Source organism: Acinetobacter sp. NEB 394 (assembly GCF_013374795.1).
Lineage (GTDB): Bacteria > Pseudomonadota > Gammaproteobacteria > Pseudomonadales > Moraxellaceae > Acinetobacter > Acinetobacter johnsonii.
The window spans coordinates 1,185,698-1,209,095 of sequence record NZ_CP055277.1 but is presented as its reverse complement, the minus strand read 5'-3'; the positions used below and the strand labels follow the sequence as shown (position 1 = coordinate 1,209,095).

Below are 23,398 nucleotides of genomic sequence, written 5' to 3'. Positions count from 1 at the left end.
ATTTTAGGGGATTGTCATGAATTATACCTGGAACTGGGGCGTCCTTTGGCAATCCACAGGCGTCGGAGATAGCACCTATCTCAGTTGGATTTTGATTGGTTTAGGCTGGCTGTTTGTTATTGCCATTGTGGCTTGGAGCATTGCAATGGTGCTCGGAAGTATTCTCGGCATTATGCGCACGCTTCCCAATAAAACCGCACGTTCTATCGGCACTGGCTACGTCACCATTTTTCGTAATGTACCGCTACTGATCCAATTATTTATTTGGTTTTATGTGGTGCCGAATTTCTTACCTGGTCCGATTAAGTCATGGTGGATTAACGATTTAAGTGCAGGAACAACAGCGCTGATTTCAGCCAGTATCGGTCTTGGACTGTTTACCGCAGCACGTGTCTGCGAACAAGTCCGTACAGGCATTGAAGCCTTACCTACAGGACAGGTCAATGCAGGTTATGCCATGGGGTTTAGTACCGCACAACTATACCGCTATGTCATTTTACCGCAGTCCTTCCGTACGATTTTGCCGCCTCTGAGCTCCGAGCTGACCAACTGCGTCAAAAATACTTCTGTAGCCTCTTTAGTTGGGGTTTCCGAGATTATTTCTCAGATGAAAACCATCAGCGAATATACGCAGAACACCATCGAAATCTATACCTATGTCACGATTATTTTCATCGTTATCAACGTATGCTTAATTACCTTAATGACGCTGCTTGAAAAACGTTTGCGTGTCCCAGGTTTAATTGCAGGAGCTAAATAATGGAATGGCTCACCGCATTTACCCATGATTTGCAGTTATCTGCACCTGCCCTATGGCATGGTTTAAGTATCACTTTGAAAGTGGTCATCATTGCCACCATTGGTGGTATTTTCATTGGCACGCTGTTGGCACTGATGCGTTTGTCTTCAATTCGCATCTTGAATTTAATTGCCCAAAGCTATGTCAATTTATTCCGCTCGATTCCTCTACTATTGGTATTGATGTGGTTCTACTTTGCTGTACCGTTCATCTACACCACAGTCACGGGAAATTACCTGACCATTGATACCGCTTTGGTCTCAAGTATTGTGGCCTTCATGTTGTTTGAAGCGGCTTATTTCTCGGAAATTGTACGTGCAGGAATTCAATCGATTCCTAAAGGACAGTCTGCCGCGGCTTATGCACTAGGCATGACCTATGGTCAGTCCATGCGCTTAATCATTTTGCCGCAAGCCTTTCGTAAAATGACACCGCTGCTGTTACAGCAAACCATCATCTTGTTCCAAGACTCAACCATGGTGTACGCCATTGGTCTACTCGACTTCTTCCGCACCAACTACGTGCGGGGCGATTTGATGTCTCTATTAACGCAATATATTTTATTTGCAGGCCTAGTGTATTTCACCATCAGTATGCTAGCCACATATGCAGTAAAACGATTACAAAGGAGGTTAAGCGTATGAGCGACCAAAAAGTAATGATTGACCTCCAAAATGTCAGTAAATGGTATGGCGATTTTCAAGTCTTAACCGATTGCACCACACAAATTTGCCAAGGTGAAGTGGTGGTGGTCTGTGGTCCATCCGGCTCAGGCAAATCGACCCTGATTAAAACAGTGAATGGACTGGAAGCCTTCCAACAAGGTCAAATCACCGTCGATGGAATACCCATCAAAGACCCGAAAACAGATTTGACCAAATTACGCAGCCGTGTAGGTATGGTGTTTCAGCACTTCGAGTTGTTTCCGCATCTCAGCATTACCGAGAATTTAACCATTGCCCAAATTAAAGTATTGGGACGCTCTGAAGCTGAAGCGAAAAAGAAAGGCTTAGGCTATTTAGAGCGTGTTGGGCTAAGTGCACATGCACATAAATTTCCAGCACAACTTTCGGGTGGACAACAGCAACGTGTCGCAATTGCCCGCGCCTTAAGTATGGATCCGATTGCCATGTTGTTTGATGAGCCTACATCGGCACTTGACCCTGAAATGATTAATGAAGTTCTTGATGTGATGGTCGAGTTGGCACATGAAGGCATGACCATGATGTGTGTCACCCATGAAATGGGCTTTGCCCGCCAAGTGGCCAACCGTGTGTTGTTTATGGATCAAGGTAAAATTGTCGAAGACTGTAGCAAAGATGATTTCTTTAACACCAAACGTGGTGATCGTGCTCAACAGTTCTTAGACAAGATCTTGCACTAGCACAGACGGGTTATCCCACATTAAAAAAGCAGATCACACGATCTGCTTTTTTAATTCACGCTCTAGTCTAAAACCAAGCGCGCATTGGTGGCTTGAACAGGACGATTATTCGGATACCCCATCAGTGCAGCGAAGTTTGCGATTTGCTGTGCTGATGCCTGCTGAATATCTTTTAAGACCACCCAACGTACACCTTCAGTACACGGCGGTGTCGTGAGCGAACCATTAAAGCGGTAGTACTCGCGATGTTTCGGCAGAAATTGATCTGCGTTTAAAGTGAGTACTTTCTGGGGGTACCTGTACTGCTGCCATAGTCCATCAAGTGCTTGATTCTTTTTCCCTTGTTCATACATCACCGCAACCACAGCCAGCTCTCCTTTTTCAGAAGCATGGACTAAATGTAATTCCATCGGAAAACTTTTGCCGTGAATCGTATTTTCAGAAGGGCTATGTAAATGCATTTGCAATAATTGAAATCGTTCTCCCTCTAAACTTAAATAACTGCCTTGATGAAAATTGGCTTGTAAAGTATGAGGGAGCTTCACGATACTCGTTGCAGCCGTTTTATAATCAAAATCAAGTGGCGCAAGGTCTGCTGAAATCACATGCTCAATATTAATGGGCGATTGATTATGCCCCGCACAAGTTTGGTATTTGCTATTGAGCTGGCTCCAATACTGCGGTGCTGTTTGTGCTTGATAACCCCAATCCGAAGTTACTTCACTACTGGCCCAAGCCATCACACATGGGAGAGCAAACAATGTTGCTATTACTTTTTTCTTCATCATAATTCATCAAAAAATATCAGTTTAAAACGCTCCAATATCCTCTAAGAAATCACGCTCAAGCAGCAAAACCTAAAATGCCAATTCTGCCTGCTTGTCTTTGTTTTTTGTGCAAACTCTGTAATCATAACTTTTCAGCAAAAAGCCAATATTGCCCGACTATTTTGTCTCGTTTTAGATGTAAAACGATGAAATAGGACTGATCATATATGACAATAATTACAATTAATTACATATAGTTATGTGATTATTCATGTTTTATCTGTGATAAATTAAAATAAGAATGAGAAAATACAATCATGTTTAAAAACTTTCACTGATGCACAATCAGCACGCACATTTCATGGCATGAGCGTTCCAAAAGAGAACAGAGCAACGGAGACTCGGCTCACAATAGCTGCTAACCGAATTTTTTTATCATTTTTTTGTGTTGCTACTTTTTGAGTTTCACTCAAAAGATAAACTATACACCTGTATATTTAAAATAAAGAAAATTAGATAAACATAATATATTCATAAACTTAATATTAATTTATATTTTAACCCATGCACCACTGCAATGCACAAACACCATCATGGTGCACACTTTTGCTTTATATCGAGTCTTGTTATTTTTAAGCAAAACTTAATCAATATTTCCTTTTTGCTGAGATCTTCACGAAATTACAAGCATCAGTATACTGGGTTTCTTTTTGCAAAATTTTGCACTCAAATGGAACCTAAACATGCAAAATATTGACTTACTTTTTCTTCTTCTTGGTGCGGTTTTAGTCCTTGCCATGCATGCGGGCTTTGCTTTTTTAGAACTAGGGACAGTTCGTCATAAAAATCAAGTCAACGCTTTAAGCAAAATTTTAACGGACTTTTCACTTTCCGCAATTGCCTACTTCTTTGTAGGTTATTACATTTCCTATGGACACCATTTTTTCCATATCGGGGATACCTTAGCAGCTGATCATGGTTATAACCTGATGCGCTGTTTCTTCTTGCTCACTTTTGCGGCCGCAATTCCAGCCATTATTTCAGGCGGTATTGCCGAGCGTGCCAAAATGCGCTCACAAGCGATTGCAACCGTGTTATTGGTGGCCTTAGTTTATCCTTTTTTTGAAGGAATCGCATGGAATGGCAACTTTGGTTTACAACAGTGGCTACAAGATACTTTCGGTGCAAGTTTCCATGACTTCGCAGGTTCAGTGGTGGTACATGCTATGGGAGGTTGGATAGCTCTGGCTGCTGTGGTTCTACTCGGTGCACGTGATGGTCGCTACAAAAAAGATGGTCGTGTCAGTGCGCATCCTCCTTCGTCCATTCCGTTCTTGGCTTTAGGTTCATGGATTTTGATCGTGGGTTGGTTTGGCTTTAATGTGATGAGTGCACAGCGTTTGGATGCTATTTCAGGACTGGTGGCGATTAACTCACTTATGGCCATGGTTGGCGGAACTTTAGCAGCCAACTTCGCAGGAAAAAATGACCCTGGCTTCTTACACAATGGCCCTTTAGCTGGTCTCGTGGCAATTTGTGCAGGTTCAGATGTCGTACACCCGATTGGGGCATTGGTGATTGGCGCCATTGCTGGACTGATTTTTGTCAAACTTTTCACCTACACCCAAAACAAGCTAAAAGTCGATGATGTACTCGGAGTGTGGCCTTTGCACGGCGTATGTGGTGCCTTTGGTGGGCTTGCAGTCGGGATCTTTGGTCAAAAATGGCTCGGTGGTTTAGGCGGTGTTGCGATGATGTCACAGCTGATTGGTACGCTCTTAGCTATTGGTATTGCTGTTAGTGGTGGATTGGTGGTCTATGGCGCGTTAAAAGCCACGATGGGCATCCGTTTAAGCCAAGAAGATGAATTCCGCGGTGCAGATTTATCTATTCATAAAATCTCTGCCAACTCAGATGACAGCATGTTCTAAAGCATTTCCATTTTAATGCGGCTCACGTGGGCAGCTTTTTTTATTCGTATTCAAAATTATAAGAGGCTTTTAGCGTTCTAAATAATCGAAAATCTCGGACAATGCCGTGATACTCGGTGCAGTCATCTGTACTGAGGGTACATGAAAACCAGATAGCCACAGGGCTTGCATTCCAGCCTGCTGCGCACCTTGTATATCATTAATAGGATGATCACCGATAAATAAGCACTGCTCCACGTTAACAGCCAGTTGCTGTGCGGTGTCAATAAAAATATCAGCTTGGGGTTTGGCTTGACCAAACAATCCAGAGCTATTGATCACATCAAAATAATGCTGAAAGCCCAAGCCATTTAATATAGACAGCCGTGTGGCATGACCGCCATTTGAAATAATGGCGAGTTTATATCCTGCTTGCTTTAGACGGGTCAGTGTTTGCTCAGCCTCAGGCATCGCCACAGCACTACGACCAAACTGTGCAAACCAGAAATTGCTTAACGCTTCTAAATGCGGAGACACCTGCCAGTTTAACTCCTGTAACAACGCGTAAGCCACTGAAGCACCGATGCTGGGATGAGTTAAATACTCTTTTAAGGGATAACCACCATTGTCGATCCGATTCACAATCGACTCAACCTGTTCCACATCAACGCAGTTAAGTTGGCTTTGATAGATGTCGACAAGGCTTTGACTAAAAGCCGCAACACTTCGCCCACGATGCGTCAAAGTATTATCCAAATCAAATAGAACAGCACGTACCGACATGTTTCAACCTCATGTGTTTGAGAGCAAATGTAACACTGAACCGACACTTTGTATTCGCCTTAAAGCGATAACCAAAGCACAGATCATGCTAAAGCAGATCAAACAGCGTTTATGTTAAGCCTCGTTTAAGCTGACGCTGTTGGAATAGCGCTTATTTTCATAACATGGCCTCACTTGTGTCGGATCAGCAACGTTTTTTCATCCTTCAGTTTTTTATTTTGATGCTGGGTTTTGCCGTATTGTGGCTGCTCTTCCCTGTGGCGGGCACCATCGACTTACAACTGATTCACCCCTTTATGGATCAAACTGGTCATTTTCCATTAAAGCGCGACTGGGCCTTAGCAGAACTGAATCACCGTTATGTCAAAGACATCATTATCGCAGTGTATGTGATTTATTTACTGAAATGGCTCGCTTCATATAAATGGGCTACGTTCAAACCCCAGCGTTGGCAAAATGGCTATTTCATTGGCTTAGTCCTCATCAGTACCAGCCTCATTGGAATTTTAAAATCACAATCCGCGCATGCCTGCCCATGGGACATGACTCTGGCCACGACACATGATTTCTTTTGGGACTTATCCGCCAGCGCAGGACATTGCTTCCCTGGAGGACATGCCGCAACAGGTTTTGCGCTCTTTGTGGGATATTTCGTATACCGTCTAAATGAACCCAAACGCGCGTGGTTTTATTTGCTTGCTGCCCTGATTTTAGGATTTGTCATGGGTTGGGCGCAAATGATGCGGGGTGCACATTTCCTCAGTCACAATTTATGGACGGCATGGGTGATTTGGCTGGTCAATGTACTGACATATGCGCTGTGTTATAAGCAGTTTACACAGCCCAGCACAAATCAAGCCGAAACTACAGCTTAAAGATCACTTGAACTTGTAAGCCGCCCAATCCTGTACTTTGTCCAAAGTGCAGTTTGGCGCCAATTTTTTCTGCGGCTTTATCGACAATGGATAAGCCCAGTCCACTGCCGACTTCCAGATGGTGATGTACGCGATAGAAACGCTTTAAAATATGATCATAAAGTTCTGGCGCAATGCCCGGCCCACTGTCTTCAATTTGAACAATAGCTTGCTGATCTTGCTGATAAATAGAGACATTAATCACACCCTGTTCAGGCGTATATTTAATTGCATTATCCAAGAGATTATAGACAATAGAATGTAAGGCTGAACTTTGAGTTTCTAGCCAAAGTGCTTCATGCTGTTCCAAGCCTAAATCGATGCTTTTGGCTAGCGCCAGCTCCATCAGTTGCTCCATACATTCAACCGCCACATCACTTAGCCCTAGCCTTTGTGTCGGTTCTAAACTTGGTAAGGAAGCATCCTGTTTCGCCAAATTGAGCAGTTGTGATACCAAATGTTGAGTCCGAATTAAGCCTAAACTTAGGTTTTTTAATGCTTGGTGTTCTGGAAACTCATGCAGCAAAATTTTCATTTGCAAATTCAGTGCTGTAATCGGGGTTCTGAGCTCATGCGCTGCGTCGGCAATAAATTGCTTTTGTTCTTTTTGCGACAGCGAAATGCGTTCAAATAAACGATTCATTTCATTAATGGTCGGAAGAATTTCCAGTGGATAACCGTCTGGACGAATCTCACTCAGTTCATATGGTTCACGCTGTGCAAGTTCCGCTTTAAACTCATCTAAGGGCTTTAGACTACGCCCAATAATCCAACTTAGTCCCCATAAAGCCAAAGGCATAAACAGTAAATATGGAATCAACATATTGGCCGCCAGCTCTAAAGCCAGCTTTTGTCTTACACTGCGCTGCTGACTGACTTGAATTTGATACTTTTCTGTTGGCAGCACATAGGTATTCCATAAGCCTTGTGCTGTATGATGAGTATAAAATCCTGCTTTTTTGACAGGTTGTATTAATAAATCAAACTCATGTTGCCGTTGTTCAGGCAGTCCATACGACCAGACATCTACAAATAAATCTTCTTCGTGATAGTGTCCGTCCGCCTCAAATTCACTCTTAATTGGAGCGGGATCATGCGCTGCAACACGCTCTGCCAAATTACGCATTTGTGCATCGAGGATCTCATTGGTCTCTTCAAGTGCAATGCGATACGCTGCAATCACCAACAAACAGCCCATCACAATACTAAATAAAGAGGTATAGGTAATCAGTTGACGCTTTAAAGAAACAGGAGTCGACTTCGCCATCGTTATGCTTCAACCTGCCCCAAACGATAGCCTAAACCTCGAATGGTACGGATAAAGTCTTTGCCAAGTTTGGCACGCAAATGGTGAATATAAACTTCAATGGTATTGCTATTAATTTCCGAATCAAGGTCATAGAGCTTTTCTTCCAAATTGGTTTTGGAAAAAATTTTATTGGGATGACTGACCAGAGGAATTAAAATAGCCCATTCTCGGTTCGACAAATCAATGGTCTGCCCTTTGTACTTGGCTAAGTGCAAATCTTCATCTAACTCTAGACCTGCATAACTCAAAGTCTGGCTTTGCTTTTGCTGTTTTAACGCGCCACTACGACGTAATAGTGCATGAATACGTGCCAGCAACTCATCAAACTCATAAGGCTTAATTAAGTAATCATCCGCACCATGGTTTAAACCATCGACTCGATTTTGTAACTGATCTCTCGCTGAAATAATCAGCACTGGCATAGTCGGATAAAGCGAGCGAATATTTTTTAGGACCTGCATCCCATCCATCATCGGTAGACCCAAATCCAACAACACCACATCAAATGGATATTGTTGCAATTGCTTTAAACCATCAAAACCATTGTTGACCCACACCACATCAAACTGCTGATAACGCAGCAACGTTTGTGTGGACTCTGCAATCATAAAATCATCTTCAATAATCAATATTTTTGACATGGTCTAAGCGCTCGCTTTGGTCGCAGTACAGTGTTCTAACATATTATTTTTTGAATCAATCACCGTACTTTTTACCCCAAGTAAACTCAGTAAACTTGGGAACAAATGATCTTGGCTTAATTCTTGGCTTTTTTGTTGCCCTAAGCAAGCGATTTGTTGCGGATTCTGCTTTTGCCATGTTTCTGAAAACCACATCAGCATCGGTACGTGGGTCTGTTGGCTCGGTGCAATAGCATAAGGTGAACCATGTAAATACAGACCGTGCTCACCAGTCGACTCACCATGGTCAGATAAATACCAAAAACCGGTCTCAAAGTTTGAGTTTTGCTTTAATACACCAATCAGTTGACTCAACACATGGTCGGTATAAACAATGGAGTTGTCATAACTATTTTTCAGCTGTTCAGGTGTGCAGGCTTGAATGGCATTGGTTTCGCACATTGGTTGGAAGGGCTGAAACTTAGGCGTTGAACGCTTATAGTAAGCTGGTCCATGACTGCCCATTTGGTGTAATACAATTAAACGTGGCGTTTTATCATCAGCCGCAATACCAGCCATATACGCTTTTAAGCTATCCACCAAAATTTCATCGGTACATTCGCCATCGGCTGAACACCATTTTTTCTGTATCGGTTCTGGAATTTTATACTGCTCAACCCGATCACAAACGCCTTTACAGCCAGAGTTATTGTCAATCCATGTCACTTTGTAACCAGCACGCTGTGCAAGATCTAATAAACCTTCACGGTGGTGCGCTAACTGTGCATCATAGTTTTCACGTGGCATGCCTGAAAACATACAAGGCACAGAAACCGCAGTGGCTGTCCCGCAAGAACTGACTTGATTAAAGTTGATGACATTGAGTTTTTCCAGCTCAGGATTGGTCTTTTTCGCATAGCCATTTAAAGAAAAACTTTCTGCACGTGCCGTTTCACCGACCACCAAAACCATCAATTTCGGCAAGTTTTGCTGTTTGACTTGCTCTACCAAATGGGCATCTTCACCATAAGTCACCAACGGTAAATGCTGCTGTGGTCGATTCTTTTTATAATACGACAGGGTTGAACTGATCGCATTTTGCGGTGAAATCATCCCTTTGAGATCACGATGCTCACGGAAAATCGCGGCATAATCAACAAAGAAAATAAACAACATGCCTGCAATCAGCAAAATAGAAACTGCACTACCGAACAGCTTGTGCAATAACACGGTTTTAAAAGGATCACGGCGGATTTTGACCTTAAATAAAACCACTAAAGGTAGTACCACCATCGCCCCAATCCACAGTACAAGACGCCATGACAACAAGTCTCGCACTTCATTGCCATCGGTTTGCATCATGTTTTGAATTTGATCTGGTGTGATCGAAACGCCTAAACTGTTAACAAAATACGCACTCATTCCACCAATGATGATCAATAACGCAGCCAACCCTTTAGCCATCGGTCGCCACTGTAGCAGCTGAAAAACCAAATGATAAAAAGCCAACACCACCAAAATGGTTGCCCCGATAAAGGCATAAGCTTTGAAACCGTGATAGGGCGTAAGCAGCTGAACTTGCTTGTAGAACATCACGTTTAAAACTACGGCTAACCACAGCGCCAAATATACGTTAAAGCGCGAAAGTGAAACTTCTTTAAAAATAGACTGCAAATTGAACATTTTAAATCATGTCTTGCTGAGCGGATGCCCCAATGTAGTTTTCTAAACTTAAAACTCGCTTAAATAAAAAAGGCGCTGTGGCCAAATATATAAAGTCATACCGATCAGTTAAGCAAGGCTTTGTTGCACAAAGATTTGAAATGCAAAGCGCCCCTAATTGAGCCAAATTTAAGGCGTAACTTGGGTAAGTGGTCGACCTAATTCCGTAAATCTGTTAAGGACTGCTACACGTGCATGGATCTCATTCACTTGGCTATCAAAACTCCTTGCACTGAGTTTATCTCCTAATAATTTGATGCAATGCATCTTAGTTTCAACCAAACTTCGCCGATCATAGCCTGACCATTTTTTCCATAGTGTCCTGCCTAAACGTGTAACTGTTCGAAGTAATTCATTTCGCTCTAGCAAGCTACTCTTTGTATCTTTCCAGGGTTTCGCATTTTTTCTAGGTGGAATCACCGCATGCGCTTGCCGATCTGCAATGACCTCACGGCATTGCTTGGTGTCATAAGCTCCATCGGTATAAACAGAGTCAATCTGCTCATCTTGTGGAATCTGATTAAGTAAATCACCAAGCACCTGTGAATCACTGACATTATTGGTTGTGAGCTGAACTGCTCGTATTTGTAGGGTTTTGGCATCTATACCAATATGTAGTTTACGCCATTGGCGACGATATTCAGCTCCATGTTTCTTGCGTTTCCATTCGCCCTCACCTAGAAACTTCATGCCTGTAGAGTCCATGAGTAGATGCAGCCCATCGCTACTTTTTTGGTAGCTGATTACAATATCAATATGCTTTTGTCTTCTACAAAGCGTGGTGTAATCTGGAGCTATCCAATTTAATCCGCAAAGTTTAATCAGACTTTGCACAAAGCCAGTGACCATACGTAAAGACAGACGGAATAAGGATTTAATCATTAAGCAGCATTGGATGGCTGCGTCGGAGTAGGTTTGATTTCGCCCTTGTTTGCCTTTTGATGGCGCATACCATTGCGTAGCAGGATCAAACCAAATGGCAATATTTCCGCGACTCATGAGTGCTCGGTTATATGCGGGCCAATTGGTTGTGCGGTAGATTTTGTGTGTAGGCTTCTTCATTTGAAAATTATATCGCTGAAAAACCCTTTACAGATAGGTTTGTGCAACAAAGCCGTTAAGCAATCAGATGCCCTTTTTGAGCCCACAATATTATTTAATACGCGGAAACGTCATCCGAAACCTGCATGTCCATTTAAAAGGAATGTTTTGGCAAAATGATCATTTAAATGCAGAAAAGAAAGAGGTTTTGCGGAAGACAAATGTTTTTGGTTCTTTTGGCTCAACCAAAGAACGGACGAGCTCCAAATATTGAATTTTAAAATACGAAGATTCCATCGTAAACGACAAAAAATTAAGGAGCTTCTATAAAACTCCTTAACTCATTCGCATTAATCTTTAGAGACTTTGCCCTTTCTATTACTTAAACATTAAAATTTGTATTCAATCCCTGTGCCTACTACAGGTTGTTTGGTTTCAAATGATGCTTGTTCAAGCGTTAAAATCCCTGCGTAACCATAAGCTTTAACTTGCTTAGTAAAGGCATAGTCAGCACCTGCAATAAACTGCTGTGCATCAAAGTCATCTTTAGATGTTTTAAAACTGGTTGAGTTTTGACTGTATTGCGCTTTCACTGTCCAAGCTTTGGCAGTCGGTAAGTTATATTCAGCCCCAACCAACCAGCCTTGTGCATCATCTATGGCAGCCGCGGCAGCATCATTGCCTTGTACATCCGCCACTTCAGAAGTTTGATATAAGGCTTTCAACGCTAAACCATTATTCAGATTTACTCGACCAATCGCGCGTACGGTATCTGCTGCTGCAAAGGCACTGCCTGCAACCCTGCCAGTCACTTCAGGCGCTGACGCATTCAACGTGCCACGTCCTGCAAAAGTTGACGGAATGGCCTTATCATAACCAATCCCTGCAACAAACTTTTTACTGTCATAGACCACTGACGCTGACCAAGCATCACCTAGACCACGCCCTGCAACTTTTGCCCCGCCTTTAGATTTTTCAATACCACCAGCTTCACCTGTTGCTAACAGTGCCGCAGCTTTCAGTTTACCTGCGCCCACTCCCCAAGCAGGTGTTTCATAGACCAGCACGTTATCGACTCGGTTTTCACCCGTGAAAATCCCCGCCACATCGGCTTTGTTGGTCACATAGTTATTAAAGGTATCTACCACTGAAGACAGTTGTTTAACAGGGGTATCAATTTTACCGACTTTCAATGTTCCCAATTTCTGGTCTTGTAAGCCTACGAGTAAATTACGCGGAACGAAAGTATCGGTGCTACCGCCATTGTCTACATAAAAGGTAAATTCAGCTTGGTAGAGTGCATTTAAGCGATCTGTCAGCTTCTCTTCGCCTTTTAACCCCAAAAAGGAGTTGTTAGAATTCAACTCGACCACATCGCGGTCTTTATTTGGCGAAGCATTGTCTTCAGGTAAATAATCGGCCGTGACATCAATTTCACCATAAAAACTAGGTGCTGCGAATGTTACCCCTGCCACTAAACTTAAAGCGATTGCGGCTGCAATTTGTGTTTTCATTATCAAAATATCCTACGGTAAATTTGTTACAAATATTACCGTTCAGACATATATGACAGAACAATTAAAAAATTATTTAGTTATATTTTTTAATTGTTTACGTCACTATTTAGCACTTTTTATGATTTATTTATGAATGAATTATGAAAGGTCTGAATGCATCGCAATGCTACGCCATTTGAAGATAAACCACAGGCTCAACATCGCAATGACTACAATCATACACAGATAATTAAAATAGCCGAGCCAATCTCCCAATAGACCGCTCACACTATACAAACCGCCACTGACAGTAGCCATCAGCGCCACTTGAAAAGTAAAATCCGTACCTGCCAGATGTTTACGACTGTACTGCATCACTAGGGTGAGCATGACCACCAACAGCATCGATGAGGTCATATCTTCAAAGGCATTAATCAGATAAATCAGCCACGGCTGAATACTGTGCTGGTTTTCATATTGAAAGGCTAACCATGTATAAGCCGCCAGACTGAATATTTTAAGCACTGAATACAGCACTAAAGCCGTGGCACGGCGAATCAACTTCAAACTATAGCCCGCAAGTCCTGCACCTATTAAGGCGGCACATGCACCCAACATGGTGACATAAAGCCCTATCTGAGAAAAACTCAGACCCAAATCGACCATCAAAGGCTTCAAAAGTGGCCCTGCTAAACCATCAGCAATTTTAAAGCTCAATAGCACTGCTAACCATGCTGCAAGCAAAGGACTCTGGACAAAATAAGCCAAATAGTTTTTGATCTGTTGGAGGTTGAAAGGTGTAGGCTGAGCTTCTGAAACAGCTCGATGCTTTGGCTCTGGATAAATTAAAATCGGCAGCGTGTTTATAAAGACCATTGCCGCCAGCATCAAAAAAGTGCTCTGCCAACTCAGCCAATCTAATGCCCACAAGATTGCTCCACCACCGACAATAAAACCCAGACGCGATCCAATCACCTGAAAGGTATTACCCCAGTGCTGTTGCTCCCCTTTTAAAATATTGACCGCCAATCCATCGGTTGCAATATCTTGCGTTGCCCCGAGCAAATTCATACTCAGGAGGCCCACAAAGAAAGCCCATAAATAAATAGGTTGATTTAATCCATCAATCGGGAGGAAAGATAGTCCGATCAGCACCAGCACCGTAAGGAACTGCAATGGAATAACCCAACTCCGATAGTGGCCAAAACGGGTGATCCCAAAACGATCTAATACTGGTGCCCAAAACACTTTGACCGACCACGGCAACATCAGCAGCCCGAAGCCCCCAATCTGTGCCAGTGACACACCCTGTGCTCTTAAAATGACAGGCAAGGCATGGGTCATAAACCCAACAGGTAAGCCCTGCGCCCAATACAATGAAAACAGCAAAATATATACATTGCGAGTCTGTAGCATGCTGTTCCTATATACATGGATTGGTCAAAATGTTCATCTGAGATCGCTATCCGTTCACTTTTTTTGCCAATGAATTCAAGCCGATCAGTGCTTATGATGAGATCATATACATCTTGGTCGATTGAGTATAATAACAATGAACCAATATTTTCCAGAACTACCAGATCAAGTTCCAAGTCGTAGCTCATCTGCATTCACTCGCGCTATTTTTAAGCAGCTTTATTTGGCGCAAGGTTGGCGCTTTGTTGGCGAATTTCCCAACCTGCCTAAAGCGGTAGCAATTATCTCGCCGCATACCTCCAATATCGATGCATGGCATGGCTTTACGGCTCTACTGGGCTTAGGCCTGCAAATCACCATTTTTGGCAAGAATAGTTTGTTTCATACCCCACTGAAACCTTTACTTGAGTGGGTTGGCGTCATTCCTGTCAATCGTAGCCATGCCCAAGGGTTAACCCAAGACATTATCGATATTATTCACAGCAAAGAAAAAATTTGGGTCGGGATGGCACCTGAGGGCACACGTAAGCAAGCCGAATCCATCCGTAGTGGCTTTTATCGCATTGCGTATGGTGCACAGATTCCAATTGTGATGTTTTCCTTTGATTATGCGCAAAAAACTATTCACTGCTTGGGCGTGTTTCATCCTACTGGATATTTTGAGCAAGACCTAGAGCATATTTTAGATCTGTATATCGGCAAATTTTCAGCCAAGAACCCAAAATGGTTGGCCAAGCCTTTACAAAAACGCTTAAAAAATAGCTAGTAAATCAAGGTCGAATCTGCTGAGATGTGCAGCATTATTTGTTTTGCATTTTAGTACTGTTGACCATGAATTTTGCTCGTTTATCTCTGATTGGTGCACTCACACTGACTATGGCAGGATGTGATCTTGCATCAAAGAAAACACCAACAACTACTCCCATTCAAGCTCGTGAACCTGTGATTGCGATTGCACTCGGCGGTGGCGGTGCCAAAGGTTTTGCACATATTGGGGTGCTTAAAGTTTTAGAGTCACATGGTATTAAACCTAAAATTGTTACGGGAACCAGTGCGGGAAGTTTTGTGGGCAGTATCTATGCCAGTGGTAAAACGCCTTTCCAGCTTCAGCAAATTGCCTTGACCTTAAAAGAATCGGACATTCGAGACTTAACCCTCAACTCCCAAGGGTTTGTTCAAGGTCAAAAGCTACAAGACTATGTCAACAAACACGTCGGCAACAAACCAATTCAACAGTTCCCTATCCGCTTTGCTGCGGTGGCGACCCGTCTTGACACTGGACGTAAGGCCGACTTTATCAAAGGCAATGCGGGCCAAGCAGTACGTGCTTCATGCAGTATTCCGAACGTTTTTGTCCCTGCGGTGATTGGTCGAACCAAGTATGTCGATGGCGGTCTGGTCAGCCCAATTCCAGTCAAAACAGCCAAGGACATGGGCGCGGATATTGTGATCGCGATTGATATTTCAGCTCGTCCTGTCGGCAACAAACCCCTCAATATGTGGGGCTTGCTCGACCAGACCATTAATATTATGGGGCAGCAAAGCATCAATGAAGAATTGAGCCAAGCGACTGTGGTGATTCAACCCAAAGTCGGACACTTAGGCACTTTGGACTTAAAAGCCAGCAATCAATCTATTTTAGAAGGTGAAAAAGCCGCGCAGCTCAAAATTAAATCGATTGAAAAAGCCATTGTCGATTTTAAAAAGACCCCAGCTGCTTTTAAACCTGCGCCCAAAGCCAAATTCTAAAAAATTTGATTTTTAATATTCAAAGACTTATTCATCTGCTAAATTGATATAGATGCTTCTGCATCTATATCCCTATAACGAATATATGAGTAGATGTATGGAATTTGCTTTTGAACCTTGGCACTGGTTTGTATTGGGCGTTCTGTTAATGTTATCAGAGCTGATTCTGCCTGCTTTTGCCGCATTGTGGTTCGGTATTGCGGCCATTATGGTCGGTATTTTGTACTGGATGTTCCCCATGATGGGTGTTACCACGCAGTTTGTGACGTGGATTATTTTGTCGATTTTATGCACTTTACTTTGGTTTAAATTTATTAAACCGCTTTCGACTGACAAAACCAAAGCAGGACTGTCTCGCGAAGCAACCATCGGTCAAATTGGCATGGTGATTCAAGCGAGTCCTGAAAGTGAACACATTCGCGTTCGCTTTCCCATTCCAGTACTCGGTTCAGATGAATGGAACTGTCGTACTTTAGATAAAGTCCATGTCGGCGACCGAGTGCGTGTCGTTGAAATACTGGGCAATGATTTAATGGTCAAAGCACATCTCTCAACCAACGAAAATAGATAAAAGTGAGTTAAGCATATGTCTGGTGGATTTATTGTCGTTTTAGCAATTTTGGCTTTTGCCGCTGTCACCATTTTTAAAGGTGTCCGTATTGTTCCACAAGGTTATAAATGGATCGTACAACGTCTGGGTAAATACCATACCACGTTGAATCCAGGTCTCAACTTTGTGATTCCTTATGTCGATGAAGTGGCTTATAAAGTGACGACCAAAGACATTGTATTAGACATTCCCTCTCAAGAAGTGATTACCCGCGATAATGCCGTTTTGCTTATGAATGCAGTGGCATATATCAACATTACCACGCCTGTAAATGCCGTCTATGGGATTGAAAACTATACATGGGCCATTCAAAACTTAGTGCAAACCTCACTGCGTTCAATCGTTGGTGAAATGGATCTCGATGATGCGCTATCGTCTCGTGATCACATTAAAGCCAAACTTAAAGCAGCCATTTCGGATGATATTTCAGACTGGGGCATTACTCTAAAAACCGTTGAAATTCAGGATATTCAACCCTCTTCAACCATGCAAGCAGCAATGGAAGCGCAAGCGGCGGCTGAACGTCAACGTCGTGCGACCGTGACCAAAGCAGATGGTGAAAAACAAGCAGCGATTTTAGAGGCAGACGGCCGTTTAGAAGCATCTCGCCGTGACGCAGAAGCGCAAGTCGTCTTAGCAGAGTCTTCTCAGCGTGCTATTGAAATGGTCACTTCGGCTGTGGGCGACAAGGAAATTCCTGTTGCTTACTTGTTGGGTGAACAATATGTCAAAGCGATGCAAGATATGTCTAAATCGAACAACGCTAAAACAGTGGTGTTGCCAGCCGATATTTTAAGTACCATCCGTGGTGTTATGGGACGTAAAGACATCTAACTGATGTGTGGTTTGATTAAATGAGGACAGCTTTCGAGCTGTCTTTTTTATTGTGGTTGAGGAAAAACTCAAGCCTCTAAGAAACAAGCATTAAAAAAAGAGGACAGGCTATGTCCTCTTTTTTAATCTAAACACTGAAACTTAGCTTTGGCGAGCCAATAAAAACTGTGAAATCTGATTAAGTTCTGCTGCCGCATCCGTTGGGAAATAAGCCAGAGCGGCAAAGGCTTGATCATGCAAAGTTTTGGCATAGTCTTGTGCAGACTCAAGTCCCATCAAAGCTGGATAAGTCGATTTTTCGACTTGCTCATCCTTCCCTGCGGTTTTACCCAGTACATCTGTATTTGAAATGATATCTAAAATATCGTCTTGCACCTGAAAAGCTAAACCAATCGCTTGGGCATATTCGCGTAATTTTGGAATCGCTTGATCGCAACCGTCAAATATGGTCACCGCGGCCATCATCACCGCAGCAGAGATCAAAGCACCCGTTTTATTTCGGTGGATATTTTCAAGTGCAGCCTGATCGACGCGTTTACCTTCGGCTTGTAGGTCGAGGACTTGTCCACACACCATTTTAGAACTCGCTGTCGCTAAAATTTGCATCTGCTTCAGTACAATGCCCTGATCAACGATAGGGCCTGCATCAAACAGACGGCTACCTAAAATTTCAAATGCCATGGACTGTAAGATATCGCCCGCAAGCAAAGCCGTATCTTCACCATAAGCCACATGACAGGTCGGCTGACCACGACGTAAAAGATCATTGTCCATACAAGGCAAATCATCATGTGCCAAAGAGTAACAATGAATCAGTTCCACAGCTACAGCGGCGCGGCGCACGGCAGCTGCATTATTGTTTGGATTTAAATGTGCCGTGGCATAGCACAGCGCAGGACGCACACGTTTGCCACCTAACATGACCGCATGATGCACAGCACTCTTTAACGGTTCCGGAATTGAAAAAGCATCAAGTGCCGTCAATAAATCATCGTGAATACGTTGTTGAGCCTGTTGGAGTGCATTTGCTGATACGTCGGTTAGTGCTGACACATTCGCCTCGAATAACAATAGGATAAATTAATCTGGTACTCAGTTTGCCTGAGCCGATCATTTAAAATGATCTGTTGGCATGATACTGCTTTCTGCCCGCTTTCTCTATGCCGAAAGCACAAACAAGGCACAGTATTCTATTAATTTTTGCAGACGAGATGATAAGAATGACTTTTCTACTATTTCAAGCAACCATTACACAAGCAATCAAGCCCTAAAATTCACTACTCATGGTCTTGGTTATTTTTAGACCTCTTATCGCAGACCTAGAATTGACATAAAAAAGCCTCTACAGAAAGAGGCTTTTTACATAGCGTTAATCCAAGCTTTCCGCTGGAATACGCACCCAACCTTCCATTAGTACGCGTGCACTCCGGCTCATGACAGCTTTTTTCACCACCCACTGACCCTTTTCTTGTATCGCTTGCGCTCCGACACGTAAAGTCCCTGAAGGATGACCAAAACGAACTGCTTCACGTGCTCCACCACCCGCGACCAAATTGACCAAGGTTCCTGGTATCGCTGCTGCAGTACCAATGGCAACAGCTGCTGTCCCCATCATCGCATGGTGTAATTTACCCATAGAAAGTGCACGAACCAATAAATCAGTGTCTTGCTCTGTAATGGTTTTACCACTCGACGAGATATATTGTTTTGGCTTAGAAACAAAAGCAATTTTAGGCGTGTGTTGACGACTGGCAGCTTCAGAAATGTCTTGAATCAGCCCCATCTGTTTTGCACCATAGGCACGAATGGTTTCAAAACGTGCTAAAGCTTTGGCATCGCCATTAATTGCGTCTTGTAATTCACTCCCCGTGTAGCCAATGTCTTCTGCATTTAAGAAAATGGTCGGAATACCTGCATTGATAAATGTCGCTTGAAAGCGACCAATCTCTGGAACCTCTAAAGTGTCAACCAAATTCCCTGTTGGGAACATTGCACCACCATCTTCACCATCATCGGCTGGATCTAAAAATTCAATTTGCACTTCTGCAGCAGGGAACGTCACACCATCAAGTTCAAAATCACCTGTTTCTTGAACTTGCCCCTGCGTAATAGGTACGTGTGCAATAATGGTTTTTTGAATATTCACCTGCCAAATGCGGACTGTGCAGATGCCATTTTCTGGAATACGTGCAGCATCGACCAAACCATTTGAAATCGCAAATGAACCCACCGCAGCCGTTAAGTTACCGCAGTTTCCGCTCCAGTCGACAAAAGGCTGATCAATCGATACTTGCCCAAATAAATAATCGACATCATGTTCAGGCTGTTGGCTCTTCGCTAAAATCACCGTTTTACTGGTACTCGATGTTGCACCACCCATACCATCAATCTGCTTTGCATAAGGATCTGGGCTACCAATTACACGGAGCAATAACTGATCTCGAACGCGTCCAGCCTGTTGCGCGGCTTCTGGGAGATCATCTAATTTAAAGAATACGCCCTTACTGGTCCCTCCACGCATATACGTTGCTGGAATTTTGATTTGCGGTGCAAAGCTCATTTTTATTGAATCCTTCATATTTATCATTGTGTTAAGTCAAAAGATCTGATTTAACTTAGGCTCATCATACCTTTTTTCCCTATGCCTACGTAAAATACAGACTTAAGTCTAAAAAAACATCATTTGTGAACGTCTGGTTTCCAAATAAAATTCCTGATTTGATAATTTAAATAAAATTAATATATTGATTCGTATGTTTTTTATTTACAATTCATTACACATTATTTTTCATATGAATAATAACTTTTTTTCATAAATTTTGAGCTACTATGCGATTTCTTCGCGATCTATTACAATCGGAAACACTTATCCATTGTCGGGCTGAAATAACTTGAATAAAGAGTCGTCTCAACTTCAGCGTGGCTTAAAGAACCGTCATATTCAATTGATTGCCATGGGCGGCGCAATTGGTACTGGCTTATTTTTAGGTTCCGCACATGTGATTGAATCTGCTGGCCCATCCATTATTTTGGGTTATGCAATTGGCGGTTTAATTGCGTTTCTAATCATGCGTCAACTCGGGGAAATGATCGTTGAAGAACCTGTTGCAGGTTCTTTTAGTCATTTTGCAAACAAATACTGGGGCAAATTTGCAGGCTTTCTTGCAGGCTGGAACTACTGGATTCTATATGTTCTAGTGGCCATGACCGAGCTGACCGCTGTTGCGAAGTATATCAACTACTGGTGGCCCCACATTCCTGCGTGGGCATCTGTTCTCACCTTCTTTGTGATCATTACCTTAGTCAATCTAGGTAATGTGAAATTTTACGGTGAATCAGAGTTCTGGTTAGCTATCATCAAAGTCACGGCCGTCGTCGCTATGATTGTATTTGGTCTTTATCTTTTGGCTACGGCAGACGCAGATTCCACGGCTTCATTTAGCAACCTTTGGTCACATGGCGGTTTCTTCCCACATGGCGTTGAAGGTCTATTCTATATGCTTGCCTTCCTCATGTTTGCCTTTGGCGGTATTGAATTGATTGGTATGGCTGCAGCAGAAGCTGATAATCCACAAAAATCAATTCCTAAAGCAATCAACCAAGTGGTATTCCGTATCCTCATTTTCTATGTGGGTTCATTGACCATTTTGTTATCGCTTGTACCTTGGAATGATTTGCAACTTGGTGGCTTAGATAAGAGCCCATTTGTAATGATCTTCAGTCAATTAGGTATCGGTTGGGCTGCGCATTTACTGAACTTTATTATCTTGACTGCAGCACTTTCTGTATATAACAGCGGTATGTATGCTAACAGCCGCATGCTGTTTGGTTTAGCACAGCAAGGTAATGCACCTAAAATATTCAGTAAAACCAATAAGCAAGGCGTACCAATTCCAGCAGTCTTGTTTTCAGCATTGCTCATTTTCGGTTGTGTACTGTTGAATTATTTTGCGCCAGAAGATGCTCTCAGCAACTTAATTTATATTGTTGTTGGTGCTTTGGTATTGAACTGGGCCATGATCAGCTTAACTCATCTTCAATTTATGAAGGCCATGAAAAGCGAAGCGAAAAAACCATTATTTCCTGCACTTTGGTCGCCTTTCAGTAACTACCTTGTTCTTGCATTTATTGCTGTAGTGCTTTACATCATGTGGACTCAAGGTTTAAGCGGCGCTGTGATCATGATTCCAATCTGGATCGTATTAATGTTCGTTCTATACAAAATTCTGTATAGAAAAGCATAAAATATTCATTTTTAAATAGTTATTGTTTCGGCAATAACTATTTTTTTTGAGTAAAATCAGCTACATTAACCGCACTTTTGCGCTCTTAGCTTAACTGGATAGAGCAGTTGCCTCCTAAGCGACCGACGTGGGTTCGAGTCCCGCAGAGCGCACCATTTTATGGTTGTTTTCAACCTCTCTAAGCTTAATCATAAACACTAAAAATTCGATTTATCACATGTGATACTAATAATCCCCTTCAAACTTGGACGCTGATTCAACAGCCGCTCAAACTCGCTCGCGGCGACACCTACATCTGGGTTTTCAAATCAGGTCTAACTAAGTCAAACTGTTCTAGAGACTTTACAATTAATTTTCGTGCTCGAATCAGTTGTTTGGCTGTTTAAAATAGCTGTTCTCAACAGATGCACGGAATGAGCCAAATTCCATACACAATTTTTCCCTTCTATTTTAGTGCTATAGCACAGATTTCATTCTGAAATCTTGGTATAACAAAGTGCCCCCTATTTTAAAAAATATTTTTATGAATAATATTAATTTAATTTATAGGTCAATCATTTGCCAATTTTATTTATTACATAATTAAATTACGTATTGAATAATAATTTAGATCAAGTATGATGAATTAAAACTTCTACACTTGTTCACTCAACATTGAGAATGTTGCTGAACAGGTGCCCCATGTCAGACAAACGGATTTGTCTCTCTCGCTCTAGAATTGTAGCGACCAGTCCGTTAGCTCTGAAAGGAATCGTTAAAAAGATAAGCAATAGGATTGCTTAAAAAAGAAATGAGGACGTTGTATGAATGAATTAGCCAACCCATTAGAACTGTGTGGATTCGAATTTATTGAATTTGTTTCTAAAGATGGTCAGCTAGATGCGGTGTTTGAAACCATTGGATTCAGCAAAGTGGCAAAGCATAAGTCTAAAAATGCGTATTTATGGCATCAGGGCAAAATTAATATCATTCTAAATTATCAGCCTGAATCGTATGCAGCTTATTTCTATAAAGAACATGGCCCTTCTGCCTGTGCAATGGGTTTCCGCACCAAGAATGCGGCAAAGGCATTTAAAAAGGCGATAGAAATTGATGCTGAACCAATTTACAACCAAGTTGGTCCGATGGAGCTGAATATCCCAGCGATTAAAGGGATTGGGGGATCTCCTATTTTCCTCGTCGATTGTGACATTTACCAAAATGACTTCATCTTCTTTGATGATATGCCATCCCATCCTGTCGGTACAGGTTTATATGAAATCGACCATTTGACCCATAATGTGTATAAAGGCCGTATGCAGTATTGGGCTGATTTCTATGAAAAGATTTTTAACTTCCAAGAAATTCGCTACTTCGATATTAAAGGTGAATATACTGGCCTGACGTCCAAGGCACTCACGGCGCCCGATGGCAAAATCCGTATTCCGCTCAATGAAGATTCGGATAAAGGAAATGGTCAGATTGCCGAATTCCTCAATGAATTTAACGGTGAAGGTATTCAGCATATTGCCTTCATTTGTGATGATCTGATCAGCATTTGGGACAAACTCAAAGCTCTAGGTGCCAAGTTCATGACACCTCCACCCAATACCTATTATGAAATGCTAGATGAACGTTTGCCTAACCACGGTGAACCTGCCGATCAACTACAAAAACGTGGCGTTTTAGATGTATCTAAAGCTTAAACGATTTCTAGAATTTCCCTGTACATATAGTTTTATGTACAGGGAAATTTAACTTTTGCGCAAGAACTATACTCGTAAAATTAAAGTCTGCTCCGATGACAATATAAAAATAACT

General features: G+C 42.4%; 20 protein-coding genes, 1 tRNA gene and 1 pseudogene. 12 read left to right on the top strand and 10 right to left on the bottom strand.

All coding sequences use genetic code 11. From position 1 onward, the window contains the following. The first annotated feature begins 16 nt into the window (after positions 1 to 16). Genes HUK62_RS05680 through HUK62_RS05670 form a run of 3 tightly spaced genes read left to right on the top strand, consistent with a single transcriptional unit; the run spans position 17 to position 2,183 of the window. Positions 17 to 760, top strand: coding sequence for an amino acid ABC transporter permease (locus HUK62_RS05680; RefSeq protein WP_005399958.1), 744 nt, complete (start codon positions 17 to 19; stop codon positions 758 to 760). Continuing rightward, positions 760 to 1,443, top strand: coding sequence for an ABC transporter permease subunit (locus HUK62_RS05675; RefSeq protein WP_176537323.1), 684 nt, complete (start codon positions 760 to 762; stop codon positions 1,441 to 1,443). The genes HUK62_RS05680 and HUK62_RS05675 overlap by 1 nt, the downstream gene beginning before the upstream one ends. A gap of 14 nt (positions 1,444 to 1,457) precedes the next feature. Further along, positions 1,458 to 2,183, top strand: a complete 726-nt coding sequence (locus HUK62_RS05670; protein WP_010326224.1) for an amino acid ABC transporter ATP-binding protein — start codon at positions 1,458 to 1,460, stop codon at positions 2,181 to 2,183. 62 nt (positions 2,184 to 2,245) lie between these two features. Here HUK62_RS05670 and HUK62_RS05665 read toward each other — a convergent pair whose 3' ends face one another. After that, positions 2,246 to 2,968, bottom strand: coding sequence for a carbonic anhydrase family protein (locus HUK62_RS05665; RefSeq protein WP_125280412.1), 723 nt, complete (start codon positions 2,966 to 2,968; stop codon positions 2,246 to 2,248). A gap of 725 nt (positions 2,969 to 3,693) precedes the next feature. On the opposite strand from HUK62_RS05665, the gene HUK62_RS05660 reads away from it, so the two are divergent. After that, complete coding sequence (locus HUK62_RS05660; protein WP_062034371.1) at positions 3,694 to 4,881, top strand: ammonium transporter; 1,188 nt, start codon at positions 3,694 to 3,696, stop codon at positions 4,879 to 4,881. 69 nt (positions 4,882 to 4,950) lie between these two features. Here HUK62_RS05660 and HUK62_RS05655 read toward each other — a convergent pair whose 3' ends face one another. Further along, complete coding sequence (locus tag HUK62_RS05655) at positions 4,951 to 5,643, bottom strand: HAD family hydrolase (RefSeq protein WP_176537322.1); 693 nt, start codon at positions 5,641 to 5,643, stop codon at positions 4,951 to 4,953. A gap of 164 nt (positions 5,644 to 5,807) precedes the next feature. Here HUK62_RS05655 and HUK62_RS05650 point away from each other — a divergent pair, with 164 nt between their 5' ends. Beyond that, positions 5,808 to 6,518, top strand: coding sequence for a phosphatase PAP2 family protein (locus tag HUK62_RS05650; protein ID WP_176537321.1), 711 nt, complete (start codon positions 5,808 to 5,810; stop codon positions 6,516 to 6,518). Here the strand turns inward: HUK62_RS05650 and HUK62_RS05645 are convergent. The 6 genes from HUK62_RS05645 to HUK62_RS05620 form a co-directional block, all read right to left on the bottom strand. Further along, positions 6,508 to 7,824: an ATP-binding protein gene (locus tag HUK62_RS05645; protein ID WP_176537320.1), complete on the bottom strand. Its 1,317-nt coding sequence runs from the start codon at positions 7,822 to 7,824 to the stop codon at positions 6,508 to 6,510. The two genes, HUK62_RS05650 and HUK62_RS05645, sit on opposite strands and share 11 nt — an antisense overlap. A 2-nt stretch (positions 7,825 to 7,826) precedes the next feature. Beyond that, entirely contained in the window at positions 7,827 to 8,507 is a 681-nt protein-coding gene (locus HUK62_RS05640) for a response regulator transcription factor (RefSeq protein ID WP_176537319.1), read from the bottom strand. A 3-nt stretch (positions 8,508 to 8,510) separates the two neighbouring features. Continuing rightward, positions 8,511 to 10,169, bottom strand: a complete 1,659-nt coding sequence (locus HUK62_RS05635; RefSeq protein WP_176537318.1) for a phosphoethanolamine--lipid A transferase — start codon at positions 10,167 to 10,169, stop codon at positions 8,511 to 8,513. Positions 10,170 to 10,337: 168 nt separating this feature from the next. Further along, positions 10,338 to 11,270, bottom strand: coding sequence for an IS5 family transposase (locus HUK62_RS05630; RefSeq protein ID WP_176537317.1), 933 nt, complete (start codon positions 11,268 to 11,270; stop codon positions 10,338 to 10,340). Positions 11,271 to 11,638: 368 nt separating this feature from the next. Further along, positions 11,639 to 12,763 (bottom strand): porin, encoded by a 1,125-nt coding sequence (locus HUK62_RS05625; protein WP_176537316.1) that lies wholly within the window; start codon positions 12,761 to 12,763, stop codon positions 11,639 to 11,641. 141 nt (positions 12,764 to 12,904) lie between these two features. Continuing rightward, positions 12,905 to 14,161 carry an MFS transporter gene (locus tag HUK62_RS05620; RefSeq protein ID WP_176537315.1) on the bottom strand — a complete coding sequence of 419 codons (1,257 nt, stop codon included), beginning with the start codon at positions 14,159 to 14,161 and terminating at the stop codon, positions 12,905 to 12,907. Positions 14,162 to 14,297: 136 nt separating this feature from the next. Between HUK62_RS05620 and HUK62_RS05615 the strand changes: the two genes are divergently transcribed. The 4 genes from HUK62_RS05615 (at position 14,298) to HUK62_RS05600 (ending at position 17,354) form a co-directional block, all read left to right on the top strand. Beyond that, on the top strand, positions 14,298 to 14,927 hold the full coding sequence (locus HUK62_RS05615) for a 1-acyl-sn-glycerol-3-phosphate acyltransferase (protein ID WP_010326216.1): 630 nt from the start codon (positions 14,298 to 14,300) through the stop codon (positions 14,925 to 14,927). Between the two features lie 65 nt (positions 14,928 to 14,992). Next, complete coding sequence (locus HUK62_RS05610) at positions 14,993 to 15,910, top strand: patatin-like phospholipase family protein (RefSeq protein WP_176537314.1); 918 nt, start codon at positions 14,993 to 14,995, stop codon at positions 15,908 to 15,910. 97 nt (positions 15,911 to 16,007) lie between these two features. Then, positions 16,008 to 16,481 (top strand): NfeD family protein, encoded by a 474-nt coding sequence (locus HUK62_RS05605; protein WP_004694603.1) that lies wholly within the window; start codon positions 16,008 to 16,010, stop codon positions 16,479 to 16,481. 15 nt (positions 16,482 to 16,496) lie between these two features. Then, positions 16,497 to 17,354, top strand: coding sequence for an SPFH domain-containing protein (locus tag HUK62_RS05600; protein ID WP_004981272.1), 858 nt, complete (start codon positions 16,497 to 16,499; stop codon positions 17,352 to 17,354). Between the two features lie 141 nt (positions 17,355 to 17,495). On the opposite strand, the gene HUK62_RS05595 is transcribed toward HUK62_RS05600, so the two are convergent. Both HUK62_RS05595 and prpF read right to left on the bottom strand, forming a co-directional pair. Continuing rightward, positions 17,496 to 18,407: a farnesyl diphosphate synthase gene (locus HUK62_RS05595; protein WP_176537313.1), complete on the bottom strand. Its 912-nt coding sequence runs from the start codon at positions 18,405 to 18,407 to the stop codon at positions 17,496 to 17,498. 316 nt (positions 18,408 to 18,723) lie between these two features. Then, positions 18,724 to 19,914, bottom strand: coding sequence for a 2-methylaconitate cis-trans isomerase PrpF (prpF, locus tag HUK62_RS05590; protein ID WP_176537312.1), 1,191 nt, complete (start codon positions 19,912 to 19,914; stop codon positions 18,724 to 18,726). Positions 19,915 to 20,245: 331 nt separating this feature from the next. Here prpF and HUK62_RS05585 point away from each other — a divergent pair, with 331 nt between their 5' ends. From HUK62_RS05585 to HUK62_RS05575, 3 genes and pseudogenes are all read left to right on the top strand, one after another. Further along, positions 20,246 to 21,598, top strand: coding sequence for an amino acid permease (locus HUK62_RS05585; protein ID WP_176537311.1), 1,353 nt, complete (start codon positions 20,246 to 20,248; stop codon positions 21,596 to 21,598). Positions 21,599 to 21,677: 79 nt separating this feature from the next. After that, positions 21,678 to 21,753, top strand: a tRNA-Arg gene (locus HUK62_RS05580). A gap of 648 nt (positions 21,754 to 22,401) precedes the next feature. Beyond that, positions 22,402 to 23,265: pseudogene (locus HUK62_RS05575) on the top strand (VOC family protein); the annotation flags it as partial. Between the last annotated feature and the right edge of the window lie 133 nt (positions 23,266 to 23,398).